This is a genomic window from Cohnella rhizosphaerae (assembly GCF_029525575.1).
Lineage (GTDB): Bacteria > Bacillota > Bacilli > Paenibacillales > Paenibacillaceae > Cohnella > Cohnella rhizosphaerae.
Genome location: NZ_JAPDIA010000007.1, coordinates 241,457 through 262,893 on the forward strand (window position 1 = coordinate 241,457; position 21,437 = coordinate 262,893).

Consider the following 21,437-nt stretch of genomic DNA (forward strand, 5'->3'; position numbering starts at 1 on the left):
GGCATAGGCATTGAATGTACTAGTGATACATAATAGTATTAGGGCATCAACGTAAAGGAGCCCCCCTCATGCTGCAAAGTGAAGCGTTGCTTGCCCATGATACCCGCGACTGGCGCGGGGAATGGATCTGGTTCGAGAGCCCGGATCGGGATATTCGGCCGGGCCGCCACACGATGGCGCTGTTTCGCCGGACGTTCCAGGCGGCAGGAGATGAGCGTCTGATCGTCCGGGTCAGCGCGAACAGCCGGTACCGGCTGTTCTTGAACGGCGAGTCGGTATCGATCGGCCCTTGCAAGGGCGACGCGAACCGGCGTTTTTACGAGACGGTGGAGATCGGCGGACTGCTGCGCGACGGCATGAACGTGCTGGCCGCCCAAGTTGTGCATTATGTCGGGACGGAGCCTTGGACGATGGGCGTCTCCGGGCCGATCTCGATCTGGAGCGAGCGGAACGGCGGCTTCCTGCTGGACGGCGCGCTGTCCGATGACGGGGGGCCGCATGAAGGAGGAGCTGCATACGGGCGACAGCTGGCTGTGCATGGCAGCGGAAGGATACGCCGTCGAGCCGAGCGAGCTCATCCAGTGGCTGGGCGGGCTGGAGCGCATCGAGGGCGCGAAGCTTCCGCACGGCTGGGCGCAGCCGGCGTTCGACGCAGCCGGCTGGCAGCCGGCGGTTCCGTTTGCGCCCATGCGCAATCCGTATGGCGAGCGCGTGGGCTGGGCGCTTCAGCCGCGCCCGATTCCGCCGCTTTACGAACGGGAGACCGCGTTTGCCGGTATCGTGCGCGCCGAGGGGTGCGCGGCGGAACGGCTTGAAGCGATGCGCGGTCCTGAACGGGTCCCCGTGGTCGTGCCCGCGGCGGCAAAGATTTGGCTCGAGCTGGACGCCGCCCTGCTCACGACCGGTTATTTGCATGTGGCCTTCAGCGGCGGCGCCGGCGCCGAGATTCGATTGATCTGCGCGGAATGCTACGAGCCGGAAGCGTCGGATATCGGCGATGGACGGATCAAGGGCGTACGGACGATGGCCGAAGGCGGCAAGCTGGTCGGCGATCCGGACGTCTATTCGGCAGCCGGCGTCGGTACGCCCGAGCGCCCCGAAGTTTACGAGCCGTTCTGGTTCCGGACGTTCCGGTACGTTCGCGTGGAGATCGCGGCCGGCAATGAGCCGATCGCGCTTCATGGCATCGGCTACCGGGAGACCGGCTATCCGTTGGAGCCGACAGGCGCGTTCGACTGCTCGGACGACGAGCTCAATCAGATCTGGCGCATGTCGCTCAACACGCTGCGCCGCTGCATGCACGAGACGTACGAGGACTGCCCGTATTACGAACAGCTGCAATATACGATGGATACGCGGCTGCAGATGCTGTACACGTACCATTTGACCACCGACGACCGGCTGGCGCGCAAGGCGATCGAAGATTTCCACAGCTCCCAGCTGCCTTCCGGCATGCTGCAATGCCGGTTCCCTTCTATGCTGACGCAGGTGATTCCCGGCTTCTCCTTGTATTGGATCGACATGCTGGACGAACATTATCGGTACTTCGGGGATATCGCCCTCGTGAACCGGTACCGCGCGTCCATGCTGAAGCTGCTTGACTGGTTCGAGCGGTACCGGACGCCCGAGGGCATCGTGGGCATGCTGCCTTACGAGCTGTGGACGCATTTCGACTGGGTCGAGAGCTGGCCCTACGGCGCGCCGCCGACGCAGGACGATGGACCGATGACGCTGCATAGCCTTATGTACGCCGCCGGACTGCGCAAGGCGGCGGGCCTGCTCGAAGCCGGCGGCTGGCGCGATGCGGCCGGCGAGCTGCGAGGGCGCGCCGAAGCGGTTATTGAAGCGGTACATCGGCTTTGCTGGTCGGCCGAGCGGCAGTTGTACGCGAACTGCCCGGGGACGGGCGACTTTAGCGTGCATGCGCAGATTTGGGCGGTGCTGGCCGGCGCGGTCGCCGGCGAGGCCGCGGCGGAGCTGCTTCGCCGGACCTTCGCCGACGATACGCTGCCGGTTGCCTCGCTGCCGCAGACCTTCGCGTCCATGCGCGCGCTGGAATCGTGCGGCCTGCACGCGCTGGCCTTTAAGGAATGGGACCGCTGGAGACTGTTCCTCGGCCTCGAGCTGACGACGCTCCCGGAGATGGCGCACGGCACGCCCCGCAGCGATTGCCATGCGTGGAGCGCGCTGCCGCTGTACGAATTCTCCGCGACGGTGCTCGGCGTGCGTCCGGGAGCCCCCGGCTTCGCGCGCATCCGGATTGCGCCGAGGCCGGAAGGCCTCGCATGGGCGAACGGAACGACGCCGACGCCGCACGGACCCGTGAAGACGGCCTGGCGGCTGGACGGCGACGCCTTTATCTTGACGGTGGATGCCCCGACGGATATTCCCGTGGACATCGTTCTTCCGGACGGCGCGATACAAGAAGCGAAGGGCGGACAAACGATTCACGCCCGTTGCAGTCTGCGGCGGCAAGCCGGTATGATTCAAAAGTTTAAGGCCATCCAATGAAGGATGGCCTTAAACTTTTGTCCGCGCAGGCTTCGCATCGCGCCATGCGCCGTCGGCTGCAGCAATGTCGAGCATTTCAACCGCACCTTTAAAAGCTCACGGGCCGCTTCCCGGCTCCTTCCGCGCGCGCAACTAGACGATGAGCGTGCACGCGCTTCGCCATTCATTCGCAAGCTCGCTTTCTTAGATGTACTTGTATAATATAGGATTCAAATACAAGCAAGGGAGATTTGAAGGATGCCTAGCATGCACGTTTGGGTAGGATATTTTGAATCTGAAGAACAGTTTAAGCACTATGTAGACCAAGAATCATATTTAAAAGCTTGGGCCATTTACGATAACGAACCTCCAACAGGCGGAGAGGAAGATGCAGAACCGAGTCCTGCGTTAAGATGTGAATTTTGCAAGGAAGTAGATCTGGATATGTATGACGAAGACTGTGCACAGTTAAAATATTTTGAAAAATCAGTGGATATAGATCGCATAGCCGATGCTATTCTTGCCGATAAGGAGGAGCTCGCAAGGTTGTGGAATCAACGTCCGGCAGACAGGGTGAACGCGCTGATCGCCTATGAAGACAAAGAATTAAGCGCGGAGAGCGCTTCAAAATCCATTCGCGCAACATACTTGGGCAAGGTGAACAGGATTACTGAAAATAAAGAAGCCGACCGTGCTTCCGTTCATTATTTATGGGTTGGAGAAAGCGAGACGCCGTCCATACAAACGTCCGCAGCGGTAAAAAAAAGAATTGAAGAAAATGAACATCGACGAAGATACGCTTGTAAATATTCATTTCTACTATCGTCGTAAAAAAGGAAAAACTGGACGAAATGATCATCATGCAAGTGGAAGACTTTCAGGTTGCGGAAAGTATGATTTTAAAAGCCGACGAAATGCAAATATCCCCCACAGCCAACGCTATTCTCGATTTAATTGTAGATGAACCCTCTAAAATAGACGGTTTGGCAATCGGTACTGCTTTAGGGATGACGTATATCGGAAAATTCGATTCTGAATGAATCGCCTCAACTCTAAATGAATCGCCTCAACGATGAAAAAGCCGAATGAGGTTCGAGATTTCCTCCAGCGTTTCCTGTTGACCGTTTTTGATCCACGTGATCCAAACCTCAAAGACGCCGGCGCTCATATAGTGAATCCAATAGTTTCGTTTCGCGCCCGTCCAGTCGGGGAACGGATTTAATCCATCGTAAAACCGCGCAATATGGCTTTTGAAAACTTGATACAGCAAATCGGTGCAGCCGGCCTCGATCGCCAATCGGATCTCGCTTGTCATGGCGTGAAAAAAATGCGTCAAGTCCGCTATTTTCTGCTCATGGCTGATTTGATTGGCGATTTTATTAAAGATATCCGCGAATTTCGGTTCGTAGTGCGCCATAAATACTTGGTCCAGGCTTTCGTAATTTCGATAAAACGCCATTAGGCTGACGCCGGCCTTCTTGACGACTTCCGAAACGGTCAATTTCGCGATTTTCTTTGTTTTCAAAAGCTCAAGCAGAGCCAAGGCGATCCATTCCTTGGTGTCTTTTCGTATCGCTTGCGCGTGCTCGGTCGCTGCCATAACAGATCCTCCATTTTGTCACACATGCCTGTTTGCCGCTTGTACGGAATAAGCTTCGGTCTTATTATAAGGGCAAATCCGTTACATGTGTAACGTCAAATAAATGGAGGCTTCGCGATGCCGGAAAATAACAACCCGCTCGTTTTAGTAACCGGAGGCTCGGGCTTTATTGCGGTTCATATTATCTTGAATTTGCTGGCGAAGAAGTACCGCGTACGGACGACGCTCCGCACGTTGGACAGACAGGACGAAGTCCGGGCGATGCTGAGATCGGGCGGGATCTCCGATGTTAGCAGCTTGTCGTTTATTCAAGCCGACCTTACTTCCGATACGAACTGGAAGAATGCGACCGCGGGAGCGGACTATGTCATCCATGTCGCTTCTCCGACGCCCAATCGCATTTATAAAGACGAAGACGAAATGATTCGACCCGCGGTCGAAGGCGTACTGCGCGTGCTGAGAGCCGCGCGCGATGCGGGCGCGAAGCGCTTCGTGCTGACCTCCGCGTTCGGCGCGATCGGCGTGGGGCATCGTCATCACGTCGGTCCGTATACCGAAGCGGATTGGTCGAATACGGACGCCAACATTCATCCCTACCAAAAGTCCAAGACGCTCGCCGAACGGGCGGCCTGGCGGTTTGTTCAACAAGAAGGAAAGGGATTGGAGTTGGCCACGGTAAATCCCGTTGGAGTGATGGGACCGATCTTGGGCCAGGATTATTCCCATTCCAACGACATCGTTCGCCAGATGCTGGAGGGCAAGCTGAAGGCGGTCCCCAAAATTTACTCGGATTACGTGGACGCCCGGGACGTTGCCGAGCTGCATGTTTTGGCCATGACGCGTCCCGAAGCCAAAGGCGAACGCTTTATCGCCTCTACCGCAGAGAATCTTTCCACGCTGCAGGTCGCGAACATTTTGAGGAAGCATCTGGGGGACGATGCGAAAAACGTGCCAAAGAAGGAAGTTGCGAATACGATCGTTCGCGCGGCGGCCATATTTAATCCCAAGCTCAGAATGATCGCGACGCTTTTGGGCCAAGACTTGTCGACGAGCAACGAGAAGGCCAAACGTCTGCTGGGATGGAGGCCGCGTTCGGCGGAGGAAGCGATTGTCGCGACCGGGAGAAGCATGATCAAGGTCATGAAGGGGCATATGAAATAGTACATTCTGCAAACCTCGCCAAGCGAGCCTCAGCCGGCTCTCTGCCGGCGAGATTTTTTTGGCTTGCGCTCTTGTTCGGCTTCCGGCAACGACGCAGCGCTTCGGGGCCGTCGTCAAGAGGGGGGTTGACCGCCGGACGCACAATTGTGGTAGCCTATAAGGGCATGCAAGCGTTTTATCGAAAAGAAGAAGGAGGCTGCCGGCTATGTTCACCGGCTATTGGAGCAGGGTCCGGCTGCTTCGGAAGCTGATCTTGATCGTGGTGCTGTTTCTGATCCTGCCGGTGCTCGTCAGCGGCTATTATCTTTTCTCGACCAGTCTGCCGCTCGCCCAGAAGGAAAGCCGCGAGATGCTGGAGACGGTGGCCTACCAACTGAATGAGAACATCGAATACCGGATTATCGGGTATCAAAATATTTTGATGCAGCTCTCGCTCGATTCGGGGATTACGGCGACGCTTACGCAGCAGTACCGATCGCTTCAGGAGGAAGTGACGGGCCTGCAGCAGATCAACGCGGCCGTCAACCGGATTCGCTCGTATTTTCCGATGAAAACGATCCAGTTCTACAAGAGCAACGACACGCTGCACGAGGACGGCGGAACGGTGCTGAATCTGGAGAAAGCCGAAACGAAGAGCTGGTATCCGCCGATGGAGGACAACGACAAGCAGTTCTACTGGTATTTCGAATGGAAGACGGACGGGTCGGAGCCTTCCCTGCATTTGAGCAAATGGCTCGTGGACTACTTATCCAACGAGAAGTTCGGTCTCATCCATGTCGAAGTGACCAACCGGGCGCTGTTCGACCAGATCACCAACCCGCTGGCGCTCAAAAAAGGGCAGGTTCGTCGTGGCCGACGCCCATGGCAAAGTGCTCGCCGACTATCTGGATCGGCAGGACGGCGACGATATCGGCAAGATTCCGTACTTGCAAAGGGTTTACGAATCGAATCACGGCTGGTATACGGCGAAGATCGACGGCGTGCCGAGCATGATCGTTTACGATACGAACCGTCTGGGCTGGAAGGTCGTGACGATCGTCAGCCAGGAGGAGTTCTGGAAGAAGCTGCAGTTGGTCAAAAAAAGCGGCCATCATCGTCTGCGTGCTGTTCGTCGTCCTGACGTTTGTCGTGCTGACCGGCTTCGGCTTGCGCATCACCAACCGTCTCAATTCCTTGATCCGCAACATGAGAAGGGTGCGCAGCGGGGATCTGGGACTGACGATCAAAGTGCACGGCAAGGATGAGCTGGCCAGCGTGGAGGAGGAGTTCAATGCGATGTCCATCCGGCTGGACACGTCGCTAAAGACGGCGGCCGAAGCCATGAGCCGGGCGGAGACGGAGAAGCTGAAGCTGCTGCAGGCGCAGATCAATCCGCATTTCCTCTACAACACGCTCGCGCTCGTCAAAAGCATGGCTATGGACGTTGGATCGGCCGAGATCGGCAGCACGGTGGACGCGCTGGCGAAGTTCTACAGACTGGCGCTCAATCGCGGCGTCGACACGCTGACGCTCCGGGAGGAGCTCGCGCATGTCCAAGCTTACCTGGACATTCACGAATCGCGGTACCCCCGCCGAGTGACGACCGTATTCGAGGTGGAGCCGGAGGCGCTGACTTGCGAGATCGTCAAGATCACGCTGCAGCCGCTCGTGGAAAATGCCCTGCTGCATGCCTTCGTGCATGCCCGGGGAAGAGGCCGCCTCCTGCTGTCCGCCCGCCTGGACGATCAGATCTTGTGCATAACCATCGCCGACGACGGCTCCGGCATGTCGCCGGAGCAGCTGCGGCAGCTGCTCGAGAATGCCAACGGCGCGAGGGAGCGCGAGGGGTTCGGCATTTACAACGTGAACGAACGGCTGAAGCGCCATTATGGAGCGGCTTATCGTATGGAGATCGATAGCGCGCCGGGACAAGGAACCGCCATTCGGCTGTTCATCCCTCAGCAGCACGCGCAGATGCCGCAGATGTCGCAGACAAGCTGAAGGAAGGAGGACTGGCATGGAGATCAAGGTCATGGTGGTAGACGACGAGGAGCGTCAGCGCCGCTCGATTGTCCGTCACGTCGACTGGGAGCGATATCGGATGCAGGTCGTGGGGGGAAGCCGAGGACGCCGCGGAGGCATTGGAGCTGGCCGGGCGCGCCGCGCCGGATCTGCTGATCACCGACATACGCCTGCTTGGCGCGAGCGGGCTTGAGCTGGCGGCCCGGATGAGGGAGATTAATCCCCGGTTGCGCATCATTCTGGTCACGGGATACGAAGAATTCGAATATGCCAAGTCGGCGCTGGATATCGGCGTCGATGCGTTTCTGGTCAAGCCGATTATGTTCGACGAGCTGAAGGCCTTGCTGGCGTCAATCTGTCAGGCCGATGCCGCCGAACGTACCAGGAGCAGGGAAGAGCGGCAGCTGAAGGAGCAGCTGAGCGCCTTCAAGCCCGTAGCCCAGGAGCAATTTTTCCAGGAATTGATTCAGGGGCTGGTGGTCGGCGAGGAGACGATCCGTCTGAGAGCGGACGCTTTCGGTCTGTTCGCCCGCGAGGGACTGCGGCGCGTGCTGATTGCAGTGATCGACGCCGATCCGGACGCGGCGCTGCCCAAGGAGGAGCAGATTCGGCGGGCCAGAGGCCTGCTCGGCGAGGCTGCAGCGGCCGTCTGCGGGGCGCTGCTCGAAGAGCGGACGACGACGCAGCGCGGCAGCCTTGTGCTGATATTGAGCGAGCGGGAGACCGGCGGCTTCGACCGCGATACGGAGGCCTGCATCGAGCGCCTTCGTCTGGAGGCCGAGAAGATCGAGGGTTGTACCGTGTCGATCGGCATCGGTCCGCCCGTCCCTGCGCTGAACCAATTGAGCCGGAGCTTCCGGCTGGCCCAGCATGCGGTCAATCAGAGGCTGCTGGGCGGCGGCGAGCGGACGTACAGCTGGAAGACGCTCATTCAGCCGGAGGATCGCCCGGACAAGAGTATAGAGGCGCTGGTCGGGGATTTTTTTGAGGTGCTTGGGGCCGGCGATAGCCAGAACAGCCTGAATCTGCTGGGAGAAATTCTGAGCGGGATCGCCGGCAATCTGGAGGTGCAGGGCGCGAAGCTGAGAAGCCTGTGCCTGCAGCTCGTCACCGGCGCTTACCGGACGGCCGCGGAGATCGGGGACGCAGCCCGTCAGCTTGGCCCGGAGAGTGCCCTGTGGGAACGCATCCTCGAATGCGGCGAGGAGACGGAGCAGCTGCAGGAGACGGTCGACATCCTGAACGGCATCTGCGCCTTTATCGCGGAGCGCAAAAAAAAGCCATACGCAGCTCGTCGTGCAGAAGGCGCTCGACTATATGAACGTTCACTACAAGGAGAGCCTGACGCTGCGATCGGTGGCGGAGTCGGTGTATCTCAGTCCGAGCTATCTGGGCGCCCTGTTCAGAACCGAGCTCGGCGCTTCGTTCACCGATCAGCTGATCCAGATTCGCATCCAGAAGGCCAAGGAGATGCTCCAGCAGCCGCACCTCAAGCTGTACGAAGTCGCCGAAGGCGTCGGGTATCAGAACATCGGCTATTTTACCGGCGTATTCAAACGAATGACAGGCTTCAGCCCCAAGGAATATCGGACGTTTCTGGGCTTTTCCCAATCCGAATGATCGTTCCCATTTCGGCGCTTGCCTCCTGGCAGCGCTTTTTTTACATGCCGAATTTGAAAAACATGAAAGCGCGAGAGCGCAAGTAATCGTGCATTACGACGATTGTAAGCGTTTTAGGACTGCTCTATATTCAGGTATAGGTTCTGCAACAAGGAAGAAAGGAGATCAGGTCCATGCATCGCTTCATGCTCATCAAACAGAAGGGCTACCTGCCGCTGTACGCCTTCCTGGTGCCCGGCATCGTGCTTGTCGTGCTGTTCAACTATATCCCGATGCTGGGGCTGCAGATCGCGTTCCGGGATTACAACTTCAGCGACGGGATCTGGAGAAGTCCGTGGATCGGCCTGCAGAACTTCAAGGAGTTCGCGGCGAGCTCGGATTTCTGGAGAGCGACTGGCAATACCTTTCTGCTCACTTTTCTCCGTCTGCTGTTCGTGTTCCCGACCACGCTGATCGTGGCGCTGCTCATCAATGAAGTCCGGGCGTTCCGCTTCAAGCGCCTCGTCCAGTCGCTGAGCTATTTGCCGCACTTCATTTCCTGGATCGTGGTGGTCGGCTTCCTCGACGCGTTCCTGTCGCTGGACGGCGGCGGCGCGAATTCGCTGCTGCACCTGTTCGGCGTAGACCCGATCGCCTTCATGGGCTCGGAAGCCTGGTTCCGCCCGATCTTCATCCTCAGCAGCATGTGGAAGGAAGTCGGCTGGGGCACCATCCTGTATCTCGCCGCCATCTCCGGCATCAACCCGGCCCTCTACGAAGCGGCCGTGATGGACGGGGCGGGACGGTTCTCCCAGATGCGCTACGTGACGCTGCCCAGCATCGTCCCGATCATCTCGGTCGTCCTGATCCTGACGGTGCCCAGCTTGCTGAGCGTCGGCATCGACCAGATCTACGCCATGATCAACCCGGCAAATATCGGCGTGGCCGAGGTCATCGATACGTACGTGCTGCGGCTCGGCATCGGGCAGGCCCAATATTCGCAGACGACGGCCATCGGACTGGTGATGAGCCTGATCTCCACGCTGCTGCTCCTGCTTAGCAACCGGTTGTCCAAGTGGGCCGGCGGCGACGGATTATGGTAGAAAGGAGGAGATCGCTTGGGACGATCCACGCCGGGAGACCGGGCGTTTACGATCGGCAACACGTTGCTGCTGGCGCTATTCGCTTTTCTGTGCGCCTATCCGCTCTGGTACATCCTGATTCTGTCGGTCAATGAAGGAACGGATACGAGTCTCGGCGGCATTTACTGGTGGCCGCGCGCCTTCACGCTGGACAATTATCGCGTCATGCTGTCCGACCATACGATCCTGGGCGCTTTCTGGATCACGGTCAAACGCACCGTCATCGGCACCTTCGGTTCGCTGCTGGTGACTTCGATGGTCGCCTTCGCCCTTTCCCGCAGAGAGCTGCCGGGCCGGAAGCTCTTGCTGTTCGTCTTCCTTTTCGTCATGCTGTTCAGCGGAGGGCTGATTCCCTACTACATCCAGTTGATGAACCTGAACCTGCTCAACAGCTTCTGGGTATACGTGTTTCCGTCCCTGTTCAGCATCTGGAACATGTTCGTCATGAAGACCTCCTTCCAGAGCAACATTCCGGAAAACGTCGTGGAGTCGGTCAAGCTCGACGGCGGCGGTTATACGCGAATTTATTTTAACATCGTGCTGCCCTTCTCCATGCCGCTGTTCGCGGCGCTCGGGCTGTTCACGGCCGTCGGGCAATGGAACGACTGGTTCACGGGCGCTTTTTTCGTCAACGACCTCAGCTTGCAGCCGCTTCCGACCTATCTGCAGCGGATGCTGAGTACGATCGAAGCGACGCATATGATCAGCGCAAGCCAGATGGCGACCGCCAACCAGACCCAGCTGTACAATCCGGACGCGATCACGACCAAGTCCGTTCGCATGGCGACCATTATGATTACGATTTTGCCGATTCTGTTCGTGTATCCGTTCGTGCAGCGGTTCTTTGTCAAAGGCGTGCTCATTGGTTCGGTCAAGGAATAACAGAGGCAGGTCACTATTAATCGAGGGGGATCTTCAACGTGAAAAAGGGCTGGAAGACGAATATGAAGGCGACGGGGGCCGTCGTGCTGGCATTGGCGCTGCTCGCCGGCTGCTCGAACGGCAACGGAGGAAGCAAGGCGACGAGCGGAGCCTCGGCCTCCAATGCCGGCACCGACGCCGCCAATGCGCAGCCGACGCACTATACCTTGTATGCGCCCGCCATGACGACGCCGATCAATCTGGACGGTCCGGTCACGCAGGAAGTCATGAAGCGATCCGGTTTGAACTGGGATAAAGTCGAGATCGGCAATGGCGCCGACCTGTCCCAGCAGATCAACCTCAAGCTGGTCGCCGGCGATTTTCCCGACGCGATCATGCTGCCTTCCGACAGTCTCGTCTGGTCGCGGCTGGTCGACGAGAAGAAGCTGCTGCCGCTTGACGATTACTTCAACAATGCCAAGGACTATCCCAACCTGGCCGCGATCGACAAGCGCATCGTCGATTACTGGCGCGCAGCCGACGGACATATCTATATGATCCCTTCCGCTTACGAGAAAATCATCGACGAGCCTTCCGCCTGGCAAGGCAACGCGCAGGGCTTGTGGGTTCAGAATACGATCCTTGAAAAGGCGGGCATGACGCTCGACGACATCAAGACGCTCGAAGGTTTCGAGAAATATTTGAAGGCCGTCAAGGGTTTGAAGGACAGCCAGGGACGGGCGATCATCCCGCTGTCGCTGGGCGGCGAAAATTTTGCCGGGCTTCAGGTCGTCATGTCGATGTTCGGCGTGCGCAGCGCGGACAACGGCTACAACGAGCAGGCGGACGGCACGGTCGTCCAGGATTACAAGCTGCCCGGTTTCAAGCAGGCGTTCCAGTGGCTGAACCATCTCTACCTGGACGGGCTGCTGGACCCGGAGACGGCCTTCCAGAAGAAGGACCTGTTCAAGGAAAAGGTCAACAATCTGCGGTTCGGCGCGATGCTGTTCGACGGCTGGGACAATCCCAACGTGACGACGCTTAAGAACAGCGGCCTTCCCGAAGCGATCACCTACAAGGCGCTTGAGGCCAAGGGCTTCCCCGACGGCTGGTTCGCTCCGACCTACCTGCCGGTCAAATCGGGCGTGAAGCCGGCGCCGTACGCCTACTTCAATCCCTTCGGGTCGAACGGCACGGGCATCAGCGCGAACGTCAAGGATCCGGATCGGATGATGAAGGGGATCGACTGGATGCAGACCGACGAAGCCTTCATTCTCATGGAGTACGGCACCGAAGAGATGGGCGCCTACAAGATGGAGAACGGGGCGGCCGTCGAGAATTCCGAAGTGTTCCGCGGACCGAAGTTCTGGGGCGGGGACAACGGCGGCATGGCCAGCGTGACGGAGTACGGCTTCTGGTGGTGGAAAAACTTTGCGAGCGTAGGCGCCTCGCATATCAAGACGATGGAACCGCCGTGGCCGGCGTACAACGCCATGCTCTACAAGGCCGAGGAGATCAATCACGAGCAAGGCACGTTCGCGCTGATCCCGACGGAGAGCCGGATCAAGCCGGTCATCGGGGGCAAGGTGGAGAAATACAGCCCGGTGCAAAGCGACATTCGCCTTCAATATTATGCGAAGATGCTGCTTGCCAAGAGCGACAAGGATTTCGAAAATGCGTACAATCAGTTCCTCAACGAGATGAAGGTGCGCGGGCATGACGAGGAGACGGCCGCCGAGTTCAACGAGCAGTACAAGGCCTACAGCCAAACGCCGGCCGGGCAAATCAAGGTCGACGTCAAGCGGTCCCTTCCTCGCAACGTATACAGCGACCAGCCCGCGATCATCGGCGAATAAACGGATTGGAGCGTGACCTATGAATGCATCCGGTGCGATCTACCCGAATCGCGTCAATATCATTAACTTCATTCGCGGCGTCGAGCCGCGGGAGCCGATCGATCTGGTCGAGCCGGTCCGGGAGCAGCTGGCGCTCGTACGCAAGCACGGGCTGCCGGCCACCTGGCTGCTCCAGTACGATGCGCTGATCGACCCGGCCTTCACCGATTTGCTCCTTCGAGAGGCGGACGCCTCGCAGGAGATCGGCGTCTGGTTCGAGATCGTGCAGCCGCTGGCGGAGAAGGCAGGCATTCCCTGGAGAGGTCGTCACGCCTGGGACTCGCACGCACATATCGCCTTCTCGGCCGGGTATACGCCGCAGGAGCGGGAGCGTCTTGCGGACGTGCTGATGGAGGACTTCCGCGCCAGGTTCGGCCGCTATCCGCAGTCGGTCGGCTCCTGGTTCATGGATGCGCATGCGCTGGCGTATTTCTCCGACAAATACGGCATCGACGCCTCCTGCAACTGCAAGGATCAGTGGGGGACGGACGGCTACACGCTGTGGGGCGGCTACTACAATCAAGCCTATTATCCCAGCCGCCTGAACGGCTTCATGCCGGCCCAGACCGAGGCGGCCCAGATCCCGGTTCCGGTATTCCGCATGCTCGGCAGCGACCCGATCTATCAATACGACGCCCGGCTCGGCGGCAACGGTCAGGCCGTGATTACGCTGGAGCCCGTATACGCCGGGAAGGAGGGCGGAGGCGGCATACCCGAGTGGGTGAGGTGGTTTTTCGACGTCAACTTCCGCAAGGAACAGATCTCCTTCGGCTACACGCAGGTAGGCCAGGAAAACTCCTTCGGCTGGGCGGCGATGAAGGACGGCCTCACCGACCAGGTTGAATTGCTGGCCGCCAGGCAAGGGGAAGGCATGCTGCGCGTCGAAACGCTGGGAGCGTCGGGGCGATGGTTCAAGGCGCGGTATCCCGTGACGCCGGCCTCCTCCCTGTGCGCGCTGACCGACTGGCGGCAAGAAGGCCGGCAATCGGTCTGGTATTACAGCCGCTACTACCGGTTGAACCTGCTGAATAACGACGGCGACCTCTGCATCCGCGACATTCACCGGTTCGACGAGCGCTACGAGGAGCGGTACCTGCGGGAGCCTTGCCCGGATCGGAACAGCCGCTACGATACGCTGCCGATCGTGGACAGCGCCCGCTGGGGCATCGGGGGCGCAGCGTCCGGCCTTCGCCCCGTCGTCTATGATGGGACGGGGGAGGCGCGGCCGCTCGCCGTCCGCGCGCTCGAGACGGACGAATCCGTTCCCGGCGAGCTCGTCGTACTGGTCCGGCTGGAAGGCGCGGATACGCTGCGCATCCACTGCGCGGAGGGGCGCATTCGCTTCTCCTCGAGCCTGCCGGACTGGGGACTTTGCCTCACCTGGGGCAGCACGTCCGAGTTGCCGGAGATGCGGCTGGACGAGGACGCCATCGATTACCGGTTCGAAGGTTACGCGTACCGTATGCCGCTGATCGGGACGCGGCCGTCCTGGATCGGCCCGGAGGGAGCGGCCTCCGGCGGCATCGAGCTTCGTGCCTTCGGACGGGAGCTGGTTCTGGAGCAGAACGAATCCCGGCGACCCGGGACGGCGTCTTCCGACTGACGGGTATGCCTTAGACAGGCGACCGTCGACAACTTCATTTTGCAAACAAAGCTCAGGCGTCTGCCTGAGCTTTGCTGCACAATCGGGAAGTAGACAACGACTTATAAATCACAGGCCCCATCAGAAAATTTGCCTTGAAAACGTTCCGGCAGCACGCTCGCAACAGTCGGTTCTGCGACTTCAATCGCCCGGCATGCGGCGTTTCGCAACTGAGCGCGAATCGGGAACGAGAGAGGTCGCACTGGGAAGCAGCTTTACGACATTGACGCTGCAATCTTTGCTTAAATCCAGAAATTGCCCGCCCGCGGTTCGCACCAGCGGATTAACCAGATCATCGGTATTGATTTGCAGAATGGTCGCCTCGATCTGGTTGGACAGCAAGACATGACTGCCGATAAGGGTTTCCATCATTCGCTTCATGAAGACATTGATGATCAGAGCGTCGAATTTGCCGAATGCGCTTTGATGCAGCTCGGTCATGACTTCGCAGAAAGGCAGGGCGTCCTTATAAGGACGTCGCGAAGACATGGCATGAAACACGTCCGCAACCGCCACAATCCGGCTTAATACGTGCATTTTGTTTCCGGCGATGCCATGCGGGTAACCGCTGCCGTCCCACCTTTCATGATGCTGGAGCGCTACAGCCGCATGGGTATCGGTGAGTCCTTTTGTCCGCTGAATCATCTCATATCCGTATACCGTGTGCTTTTGCACAACTTCGAATTCCCGTTCCGTAAGCTTCCCTGGCTTGTTTAAGAGCTCAAGGGGCAATTTGGATTTTCCGATGTCGTGAAGGACGGCCGCGGACATCAACAGCCGAAGCTCCGGTTCCTCCAGGTGAAGCCAGCGCCCAAGCAGCATGGAGAGGAGGGCAACGGCAATGCTATGGCGGTAAGTCGGATCATCGGCAACCTGCAGCTCTTCCAGCAACAGAGAGATTTGCGCGTGATCGATCGCTTCGGATAAAAGCGGCAGGATGTCATGTTCGAGATGATCCAACGCAATGGTGTCCGAACGGCGGCAATCGGCAAAAAACTGTTTGATTTCCGCGACGGCGCGGCTCACGACGTAGTGAGCCTGCGAGTTCAAGCCATCTACATCATCTTCTTGAAGCATGATTTTCTGCTGCTCCAATATGAACAGCTGCTCTGTCGTAAGCTTCGTGTTCTCTGGATAGAGAAGAACGCCATAATGGTTGTAAATCGATTTGTTTAGCCGTTTACCTACAAACGCAGCCGTCGGATTCATCGTTTCCCTCTCCTCTATCAGGATTTTTCCTCTTCTATTTTCCGGGCTGCAGACTCAGGCGATCGTTCTGAATGATAAATCTGGCGTCTTCGACCGGCTCCATAATATCACGCACGTACCTTCCGATAATGACTCGTCCGCAGTACATCTTGCTTACCATGATTTGTTGGGCTTTTAAGGTCGTTTCCCCGCCCGACTCGCCGCCGACCTGAATCGCGGATATGGCGTTTTCCGCTTCCAGGTAAGAGCCCCGGCAGACCGCGCTTTTATCGTAAAAGATAATGTTGCCGTTGGCGTACAGGCTGCTTTTCAAAACGCCTTCTTTCCTGATAAGGATATCCCCGTTGGAGCGAACCTCGGAATAGTTGCATTGCTGAAGCTCTATCGTTACCTGCTTCTCCTCGCAGCGCTTGACCATCTCCGACGCTTCGATCAACGAATATTGCAGTCTGTACAATAAGTCTTTCATACGCTCCGCAGGCCATTCATGGGGGTGATAGAGCACGGTAAGCTCCTGCTTCAGCTCGTTCAGCTGGTCTTTGCTAATTGAATGAATATTCGATATGACTTGCAGCAGCTCTTTGACGGTTTTCGGAATCTCTTTGAACTTGGATTCCATTAATAGCTGAATTAGTTGCTTTTCGGATACGGATTCTTTTTTTGTCACCGATGGCTTGGCCAAGCTGCTTGAATGCCTCCAGCAATTTTCTGATCGATTCAGTCAAGGCGCGGGCACCTTTATAGAGCCGGTTGAACAAGACGCCGTAATGCCCGCAATAAATGTGGCTTCCGATGGCATTGCCTTTGAGATACACATTGCCGGTAGCCGATAAAGTGGCGCGAAACACGTGGCCGTAGACGTAGATATTGCCGAGCGCTTCCACGACCATGCCGTCCATGACACTGCCATATATGATGATATCGCCTGAAAACACGATATTGCCCGTCTTCAAATCGACATCTCCCGGCACGACATGAGCGGTTGTCAGATCGATAAATTTGATGCGGTCTCCCGTTATCCGGGGTCTGCCTTCAGCGGTTGCGACAGCCTCGATCTGATTGTTGATTTTGATATGGTCTTTGGCGACCATCATCAAGTCGCGCGCCGGCTCCGGTTGAATGAGCGTCCCGAATACGGTTATGCCCGGCAAGCCTTCCTCAAGCAAATGCTTTTTTGCAACGACTTGTCCCTTCTGGGCGGAAGGAATTTTTAAATGATTTCGGTAATCGATCGTGCCGTTCACTTCCTCGTAGGCACTGACGATATGCTCGTTAAAGTATAGCTCGATGGAAGCATGTTTGGGGGGCTTGCAGGGCGTGCCCGTTGCAATGAGAACAGGCTCAAAGGCGGGGTTGTCCAGCTCCCGGCCGATTGCGGCCCAATCCACTCCGCGGATGCCTAACCGGTCGACTTCTTCGCCGATCGTATCCATCGTAAGCGTTTCTAAGATAACGTCCATTCGTTCTGCTGCGCATAATCGAAGAGAATCCGATGACGGATAGTCGACGAGCAGCCATTCATGACGATGTTTATCGTTCAGTTTGAAATAGGCCGACAATTGGTCGGAGGAAATGCGAATATCGAATAAAGGAGGAGCATCTATACACCAATCGACGACGTCGTCCTTTTCGATCGTTGCTTTACCGACGCGTTCTCCATTGACAATAAGAACGGCGGGCTTGATGCATTCGATCACGAGAGGTGTAACACCGATATGAAACGATAAAGCGCCTTGATCGATTTTGGCCCATGACCGATTTATGTACCCTTCTGCTATGGGGGGTGGATCATCTTCCAGGAACTGAGGGAGATCTAAGCGGTTAATGATCTTAAAAAGCTGTTCTTCTGTTAGATGTTCCTTCATCGTTCTGGCTCCTTTTTTAAGATAGAGTCACAGCAGAGAACATAAAAAACCGCCCTAAATAAAATAGGGCGGTCAATGAGCCAGTCGTACCCTACTTTTCGGTGGCTCAGCCGCCATGGAATCCGATCCGGAATTCCGTAGACCTGTAGCTTTGCGTCCCTGCCTTTCGACAGGTTTGCCGTTTCGAAGCAAAGTATTCAACTTAATCGTGCCTTTAGTCCTTTATCATGCCTATAGTCCTAGTCTTTAAGAATTATAAAATAGACGGCGGGGGGACAGTCAATAATGTCCAGTCCATCAATTTTGTTCAAAAAAGGCATTCGCGTACTTCGGCGCAAAGAAGGATGTCCGAAGCCGAATTGTTTGGTCGTTATGCGTTTTTGGTTACTCACCAAGTAACGACAACACGAGGAGGCATTGAAATGAACAATCGGATTCGCTCAACGAAAATATGCGCAGCCATTGCCGCCGGAGCCGTGCTGCTCGGCGGCGCAGGCGCTTCCGACATCGCATCCGCAAGCGCACCGGCGCAAGCGGTCGAGGTGTCCGCAGCTTCCGATGAGACAGAAGCCATGGTGATTAAGAACCTGATGACCTTTTATAAGCCGGCGCTGAAGGGGCAATTTCCCGACTTTCATGCGTTCACCATCGGTCGGACGACGCACCAGGACGTCGTGGACGCGATCGGCGAGCCGCCGCAGCAGCGGGTAGACGCCGATGGGTGGGACGTGTATCATGCGGAGATGGGCCATCCGGGCTACGCCTTGAATTACAAGCTCAACAAGCTTCGAGAAATGCGTTATTTCGGCACGAATGTCGAGCGGCAGACGAATATAGGCGGTATTACGCTCCACATGCTGTACAAATATTGGAGCAGCCCGGACAGCGGCGCAATCATTAAGAACGGCAAGCTGATGCAGCGCAAAATTACGTACGTTCGGGGCGACTACAAGATGGAGTTTATCTTTAATAACCTGCAGGGATACAATCTCGACCATATCAACTTGACGGCGAATTAATCGGGGAGCCGCTGCTGGCGCAGGTTGTCGCGATCGCGATTTTCTTGCGCGTTAATAAGCCGCCGGACCAGATGTCCCGGCGGCTTCATTTATTCCTTCGGCACGATGTCGTAAATCCGGCCGCTCTCCAGCGTTTCGATGAACCGGAGCAGCCACTTGTAGTAGTTCAGGGCCTCTACGATCTTCGCCTCGTCGATCGCGAGCAGCTCGGACAGTTTTTCGTTGCCCGCCGCCTGCTCCGTCCGGATCGCCTCGATTTCCTTCAGCGATTTGGACAAGGCGTTCATGTTCGCTTCCACCGCTTTTCTCCACTTGATGGAGAAAAAATCGGTGAAGTTCTGGTGCCAGTCCGGCGTCACCTCGTACAGATCCTTGCGCGAGCCTTTGCCCCATACTTTATCGATCATTTTCAGATCGAGCAGCGTGCGGACGCCCGTGCTCATCGAGGTTTTGCTCATGCCCATCGACTGGCTTAAGTCGTCGAGCGTCATCGGGTCGTTGCTGAAATACATATATCCATATAAATGGCCGATCGAAGAAGTGATGCCGTACAGGTCCATATTCTTGCCGATCGTGTCGATTACGCGTTCTCGGACTTTGCGCACCAGATTCGCTTCTTCCGGCGCGATTCCATCGAAGTCGTTCATGCAGTCCCTCCTGAAGGATAAGCCTCCGCTTGCCAAACTCTAATCCATATTGTAAACAAACCCCTCTTTACAAGTAAAGAAGCCTCTTCGACCGGAATTCGGAGGAAAACGGAGTATTCTATACAATAAGTACGTAAAGTATAAACTGTACAAAGTTAACGGTCCCTGATTCGTTTTGACCATTCAAGCGAACGGGCGATACACTGCTAACTAGTTAGCGAGCCGACTATTTGGACGACGATGCAGAGACGAGGGGGTTTACATGCCGATTCTAGAGGTGAAAAAGCTGACCAAGGTGTTCGGGCCGGATTCGGGCAGGGCGCTGCCGCTGCTGAACCAGAACTGGTCCAAGGAAAAAATACAGAAGGAAACGAAGCTGACGGTAGGCGTGAATCAAGCCGAGTTCAGCATCGAGAAGGGCGAGATATTCGTCATCATGGGTTTATCCGGAAGCGGCAAGTCGACGCTGGTCCGGCTGCTGAACCGTCTGATCGAGCCGACTGCCGGGCAGATTCTGTTTAACGGCCAAGACGTGATGCGGATGAGCGATGCCGAGCTCCGCCGTTTCCGCCGCCGCAACATCGGCATGGTATTTCAGAAGTTCGCGTTATTTCCGCATAAGACCGTCCTCCAGAACGCCGAGTTCGGCTTGGAGATCCAAGGCATTCCCAAAGCGGAAAGGCATGAGGCCGCGCTTAAGGCGCTGCATCTCGTGGGACTTAAGGGCTGGGAGCAGAGCCGCCCCGATCAGCTCAGCGGCGGGATGCAGCAGCGGGTCGGGCTGGCCCGCGGACTCGCCAACGATCCCGATATCCTTCTGATGGACGAAGCGTTCAGCGCGCTCGATCCGCTCATCCGCAAGGACATGCAGCATGAACTGCTCGAGCTGCAGGCGCGCGTCAAAAAAACGATCGTCTTCATCACGCACGACCTCGACGAAGCGCTGCGCATCGGGGACCGCATCGCGCTCATGCGGGACGGCGCCATCGTGCAGATCGGCACGCCGGAGGAGATTCTGACGCAGCCGGCCAACAAGTACGTGGAGCGCTTCGTGGAGGACGTCGACCTGTCCAAGGTGCTGACGGCCGCCCATGTCATGCGCAAGCCGGAGACCATCCGCCCCGAGAGAGGACCGCGCGTGGCGCTCCAGCTCATGCGGGACAGCGGCGTCTCCAGTCTGTACGTGACGGACGCCGAATCCCGCTTGCTCGGGGTGGTGACGGCGGACGAAGCCTCCCGCGCGAGCAAGGAAGGCCTGGCGCTCGACGCGGTATTGCAGCGGGAGGTGCCTTGGGCCGGTCCGGATACGCTGCTGAGCGAGCTGTTCGAGATGATGGCCGAAGCGAGACTGCCCGTAGCCGTGCTGGACGAGAATAACCGGCTGCGGGGCATCGTCATCAAAGGCGCGGTATTGTCGGCGCTCGCCGGTAACGCGCTGCCGGAAGCAGGTGCGGCGGGATGAACATGCCGAAACTGCCCATCGGGGGAATGGATCGAACGGGCCGAGGATTGGCTGACGAACCATCTGGGGCCTTTATTCGACTTCATTCATGCCGTCATCGGCGGCATGGTGGACGGAATCGAGACGACTCTGACTTCCGTACATCCGCTTGTCCTTATTTTAATCATCACGGCGTTGTCCTACTGGATCGGCAAATGGAAGATCGCGCTGTTCGCGGTCATCGGGCTGCTGCTGATCTACGATCTCGAGCTGTGGGAGCCGTCGATGCAGTCGCTGGCGCTCGTCCTGACCGCCTCGATCCTGTCCGTCGTCGCAGGCGTGCCGGTCGGCATTCTCTGTTCGCGGTCCAGAACGATCCGCCATATCGTCACGCCGCTCCTCGACTTTATGCAGACGATGCCCGCGTTCGTCTACCTGCTGCCCGCGGTTTCGTTTTTCTCGCTGGGCGTCGTGCCCGGCGTCATCGCCTCGATCATCTTCGCGATCCCGCCGACCATCCGCCTGACGGAGCTCGGCATCCGGCAAGTACCCGCCGAGCTGGTCGAAGCGGCCGACGCGTTCGGCTCCACGCCCTCGCAGAAGCTGCTCAAGCTGCAGCTTGCCGCTCGCGATGCCGACCATCATGGCCGGCGTCAATCAGACGATCATGCTGTCGCTGTCCATGGTCGTCATCTCCTCGATGATCGGCGCCCAAGGCGTCGGCGCATACGTGTACCGCGCCGTCACGCAAGCCAAGACAGGCGTCGGGTTCGAGGCCGGGATCGCGATCGTCGTCATGGCGATCTTGCTGGACCGTCTGACGCAGAACGTATTCAAAAAACAAAAAAACTAGGGGGGATTCATC

Annotated in this window: 20 protein-coding genes, 1 pseudogene and 1 riboswitch; of the genes and pseudogenes, 16 read left to right on the plus strand and 5 right to left on the minus strand. The window is 57.5% G+C overall.

Annotation, left to right across the window (positions count from 1 at the left end):
• Positions 1–68 precede the first annotated feature (68 nt).
• The 4 genes from OMP40_RS18915 to OMP40_RS18930 all read left to right on the plus strand — a co-directional run bounded on the left by OMP40_RS18915 (position 69) and on the right by OMP40_RS18930 (position 3,530).
• Positions 69–815: a hypothetical protein gene (locus OMP40_RS18915; RefSeq protein ID WP_277533692.1), complete on the plus strand. Its 747-nt coding sequence runs from the start codon at positions 69–71 to the stop codon at positions 813–815.
• A 208-nt stretch (positions 816–1,023) separates the two neighbouring features.
• Positions 1,024–2,511: an alpha-L-rhamnosidase-related protein gene (locus OMP40_RS18920; RefSeq protein ID WP_277534892.1), complete on the plus strand. Its 1,488-nt coding sequence runs from the start codon at positions 1,024–1,026 to the stop codon at positions 2,509–2,511.
• 237 nt (positions 2,512–2,748) lie between these two features.
• A complete protein-coding gene (locus OMP40_RS18925) occupies positions 2,749–3,321 on the plus strand; it encodes an immunity 22 family protein (protein WP_277533693.1) in 573 nt (190 codons plus the stop codon).
• A 20-nt stretch (positions 3,322–3,341) separates the two neighbouring features.
• Complete coding sequence (locus tag OMP40_RS18930; RefSeq protein WP_277533694.1) at positions 3,342–3,530, plus strand: hypothetical protein; 189 nt, start codon at positions 3,342–3,344, stop codon at positions 3,528–3,530.
• Positions 3,531–3,556: 26 nt separating this feature from the next.
• Here OMP40_RS18930 and OMP40_RS18935 read toward each other — a convergent pair whose 3' ends face one another.
• Positions 3,557–4,090: a TetR/AcrR family transcriptional regulator gene (locus tag OMP40_RS18935; protein ID WP_277533695.1), complete on the minus strand. Its 534-nt coding sequence runs from the start codon at positions 4,088–4,090 to the stop codon at positions 3,557–3,559.
• 117 nt (positions 4,091–4,207) lie between these two features.
• Between OMP40_RS18935 and OMP40_RS18940 the strand changes: the two genes are divergently transcribed.
• From OMP40_RS18940 to OMP40_RS18980, 9 genes are all read left to right on the plus strand, one after another.
• Complete coding sequence (locus OMP40_RS18940) at positions 4,208–5,251, plus strand: SDR family oxidoreductase (RefSeq protein ID WP_277533696.1); 1,044 nt, start codon at positions 4,208–4,210, stop codon at positions 5,249–5,251.
• Between the two features lie 205 nt (positions 5,252–5,456).
• The gene (locus OMP40_RS18945) at positions 5,457–6,371 is read left to right on the plus strand and encodes a hypothetical protein (protein WP_277533697.1); all 915 of its coding nucleotides are present in this window, start codon (positions 5,457–5,459) and stop codon (positions 6,369–6,371) included.
• A complete protein-coding gene (locus OMP40_RS18950; RefSeq protein WP_277533698.1) occupies positions 6,353–7,231 on the plus strand; it encodes a sensor histidine kinase in 879 nt (292 codons plus the stop codon). The genes OMP40_RS18945 and OMP40_RS18950 overlap by 19 nt, the downstream gene beginning before the upstream one ends.
• 16 nt (positions 7,232–7,247) lie before the next feature.
• Positions 7,248–7,445: a response regulator gene (locus OMP40_RS18955; protein WP_277533699.1), complete on the plus strand. Its 198-nt coding sequence runs from the start codon at positions 7,248–7,250 to the stop codon at positions 7,443–7,445.
• Positions 7,372–8,958 carry a response regulator gene (locus OMP40_RS43135; RefSeq protein WP_277533700.1) on the plus strand — a complete coding sequence of 529 codons (1,587 nt, stop codon included), beginning with the start codon at positions 7,372–7,374 and terminating at the stop codon, positions 8,956–8,958. The genes OMP40_RS18955 and OMP40_RS43135 overlap by 74 nt, the downstream gene beginning before the upstream one ends.
• Positions 8,959–9,045: 87 nt before the next feature.
• On the plus strand, positions 9,046–9,954 hold the full coding sequence (locus tag OMP40_RS18965) for an ABC transporter permease (protein ID WP_277533701.1): 909 nt from the start codon (positions 9,046–9,048) through the stop codon (positions 9,952–9,954).
• A gap of 15 nt (positions 9,955–9,969) precedes the next feature.
• On the plus strand, positions 9,970–10,875 hold the full coding sequence (locus OMP40_RS18970) for a carbohydrate ABC transporter permease (protein WP_277533703.1): 906 nt from the start codon (positions 9,970–9,972) through the stop codon (positions 10,873–10,875).
• A 38-nt stretch (positions 10,876–10,913) separates the two neighbouring features.
• A complete protein-coding gene (locus OMP40_RS18975; RefSeq protein WP_277533705.1) occupies positions 10,914–12,710 on the plus strand; it encodes an extracellular solute-binding protein in 1,797 nt (598 codons plus the stop codon).
• Positions 12,711–12,729: 19 nt separating this feature from the next.
• Complete coding sequence (locus tag OMP40_RS18980) at positions 12,730–14,352, plus strand: hypothetical protein (protein ID WP_277533706.1); 1,623 nt, start codon at positions 12,730–12,732, stop codon at positions 14,350–14,352.
• Between the two features lie 180 nt (positions 14,353–14,532).
• On the opposite strand, the gene OMP40_RS18985 is transcribed toward OMP40_RS18980, so the two are convergent.
• From OMP40_RS18985 to OMP40_RS18995, 3 genes are all read right to left on the minus strand, one after another.
• On the minus strand, positions 14,533–15,600 hold the full coding sequence (locus OMP40_RS18985; RefSeq protein ID WP_277533708.1) for an HD-GYP domain-containing protein: 1,068 nt from the start codon (positions 15,598–15,600) through the stop codon (positions 14,533–14,535).
• Between the two features lie 34 nt (positions 15,601–15,634).
• Entirely contained in the window at positions 15,635–16,069 is a 435-nt protein-coding gene (locus OMP40_RS18990; RefSeq protein ID WP_277533710.1) for a hypothetical protein, read from the minus strand.
• Between the two features lie 73 nt (positions 16,070–16,142).
• Positions 16,143–17,465 carry a FapA family protein gene (locus OMP40_RS18995; protein WP_277533712.1) on the minus strand — a complete coding sequence of 441 codons (1,323 nt, stop codon included), beginning with the start codon at positions 17,463–17,465 and terminating at the stop codon, positions 16,143–16,145.
• 97 nt (positions 17,466–17,562) lie between these two features.
• A riboswitch (cyclic di-GMP riboswitch) is annotated at positions 17,563–17,655 on the minus strand.
• Positions 17,656–17,887: 232 nt separating this feature from the next.
• Between OMP40_RS18995 and OMP40_RS19000 the strand changes: the two genes are divergently transcribed.
• Complete coding sequence (locus OMP40_RS19000; RefSeq protein ID WP_277533714.1) at positions 17,888–18,484, plus strand: YjgB family protein; 597 nt, start codon at positions 17,888–17,890, stop codon at positions 18,482–18,484.
• An 89-nt stretch (positions 18,485–18,573) separates the two neighbouring features.
• On the opposite strand, the gene OMP40_RS19005 is transcribed toward OMP40_RS19000, so the two are convergent.
• On the minus strand, positions 18,574–19,131 hold the full coding sequence (locus tag OMP40_RS19005) for a GbsR/MarR family transcriptional regulator (RefSeq protein ID WP_277533715.1): 558 nt from the start codon (positions 19,129–19,131) through the stop codon (positions 18,574–18,576).
• Positions 19,132–19,393: 262 nt separating this feature from the next.
• Between OMP40_RS19005 and OMP40_RS19010 the strand changes: the two genes are divergently transcribed.
• Both OMP40_RS19010 and OMP40_RS19015 read left to right on the plus strand, forming a co-directional pair.
• Positions 19,394–20,593 carry a quaternary amine ABC transporter ATP-binding protein gene (locus OMP40_RS19010; protein ID WP_277533716.1) on the plus strand — a complete coding sequence of 400 codons (1,200 nt, stop codon included), beginning with the start codon at positions 19,394–19,396 and terminating at the stop codon, positions 20,591–20,593.
• Positions 20,590–21,425: pseudogene (locus OMP40_RS19015) on the plus strand (ABC transporter permease). Before OMP40_RS19010 ends, OMP40_RS19015 begins: the two are co-directional and overlap by 4 nt.
• The last annotated feature ends 12 nt before the right edge of the window (positions 21,426–21,437 follow it).

What these genes read in the sequence shown, in the direction of transcription:
- OMP40_RS18925 (WP_277533693.1), top strand. Translation starts at nt 2,749, where the DNA reads ATGCCTAGCATGCACGTTTGGGTAGGATATTTTGAATCTGAAGAACAG.
- OMP40_RS18940 (WP_277533696.1), top strand. Translation starts at nt 4,208, where the DNA reads ATGCCGGAAAATAACAACCCGCTCGTTTTAGTAACCGGAGGCTCGGGC.
- OMP40_RS19010 (WP_277533716.1), top strand. Translation starts at nt 19,394, where the DNA reads ATGCCGATTCTAGAGGTGAAAAAGCTGACCAAGGTGTTCGGGCCGGAT.
- OMP40_RS18965 (WP_277533701.1), top strand. Translation starts at nt 9,046, where the DNA reads ATGCATCGCTTCATGCTCATCAAACAGAAGGGCTACCTGCCGCTGTAC.
- OMP40_RS18955 (WP_277533699.1), top strand. Translation starts at nt 7,248, where the DNA reads ATGGAGATCAAGGTCATGGTGGTAGACGACGAGGAGCGTCAGCGCCGC.
- OMP40_RS18995 (WP_277533712.1), bottom strand. Translation starts at nt 17,465, where the DNA reads ATGAAGGAACATCTAACAGAAGAACAGCTTTTTAAGATCATTAACCGC.
- OMP40_RS18930 (WP_277533694.1), top strand. Translation starts at nt 3,342, where the DNA reads ATGATCATCATGCAAGTGGAAGACTTTCAGGTTGCGGAAAGTATGATT.
- OMP40_RS19000 (WP_277533714.1), top strand. Translation starts at nt 17,888, where the DNA reads ATGAACAATCGGATTCGCTCAACGAAAATATGCGCAGCCATTGCCGCC.
- OMP40_RS18980 (WP_277533706.1), top strand. Translation starts at nt 12,730, where the DNA reads ATGAATGCATCCGGTGCGATCTACCCGAATCGCGTCAATATCATTAAC.
- OMP40_RS18985 (WP_277533708.1), bottom strand. Translation starts at nt 15,600, where the DNA reads ATGAATCCGACGGCTGCGTTTGTAGGTAAACGGCTAAACAAATCGATT.
- OMP40_RS18935 (WP_277533695.1), bottom strand. Translation starts at nt 4,090, where the DNA reads ATGGCAGCGACCGAGCACGCGCAAGCGATACGAAAAGACACCAAGGAA.
- OMP40_RS18990 (WP_277533710.1), bottom strand. Translation starts at nt 16,069, where the DNA reads ATGAAAGACTTATTGTACAGACTGCAATATTCGTTGATCGAAGCGTCG.
- OMP40_RS18945 (WP_277533697.1), top strand. Translation starts at nt 5,457, where the DNA reads ATGTTCACCGGCTATTGGAGCAGGGTCCGGCTGCTTCGGAAGCTGATC.
- OMP40_RS18920 (WP_277534892.1), top strand. Translation starts at nt 1,024, where the DNA reads ATGGCCGAAGGCGGCAAGCTGGTCGGCGATCCGGACGTCTATTCGGCA.
- OMP40_RS18915 (WP_277533692.1), top strand. Translation starts at nt 69, where the DNA reads ATGCTGCAAAGTGAAGCGTTGCTTGCCCATGATACCCGCGACTGGCGC.
- OMP40_RS19005 (WP_277533715.1), bottom strand. Translation starts at nt 19,131, where the DNA reads ATGAACGACTTCGATGGAATCGCGCCGGAAGAAGCGAATCTGGTGCGC.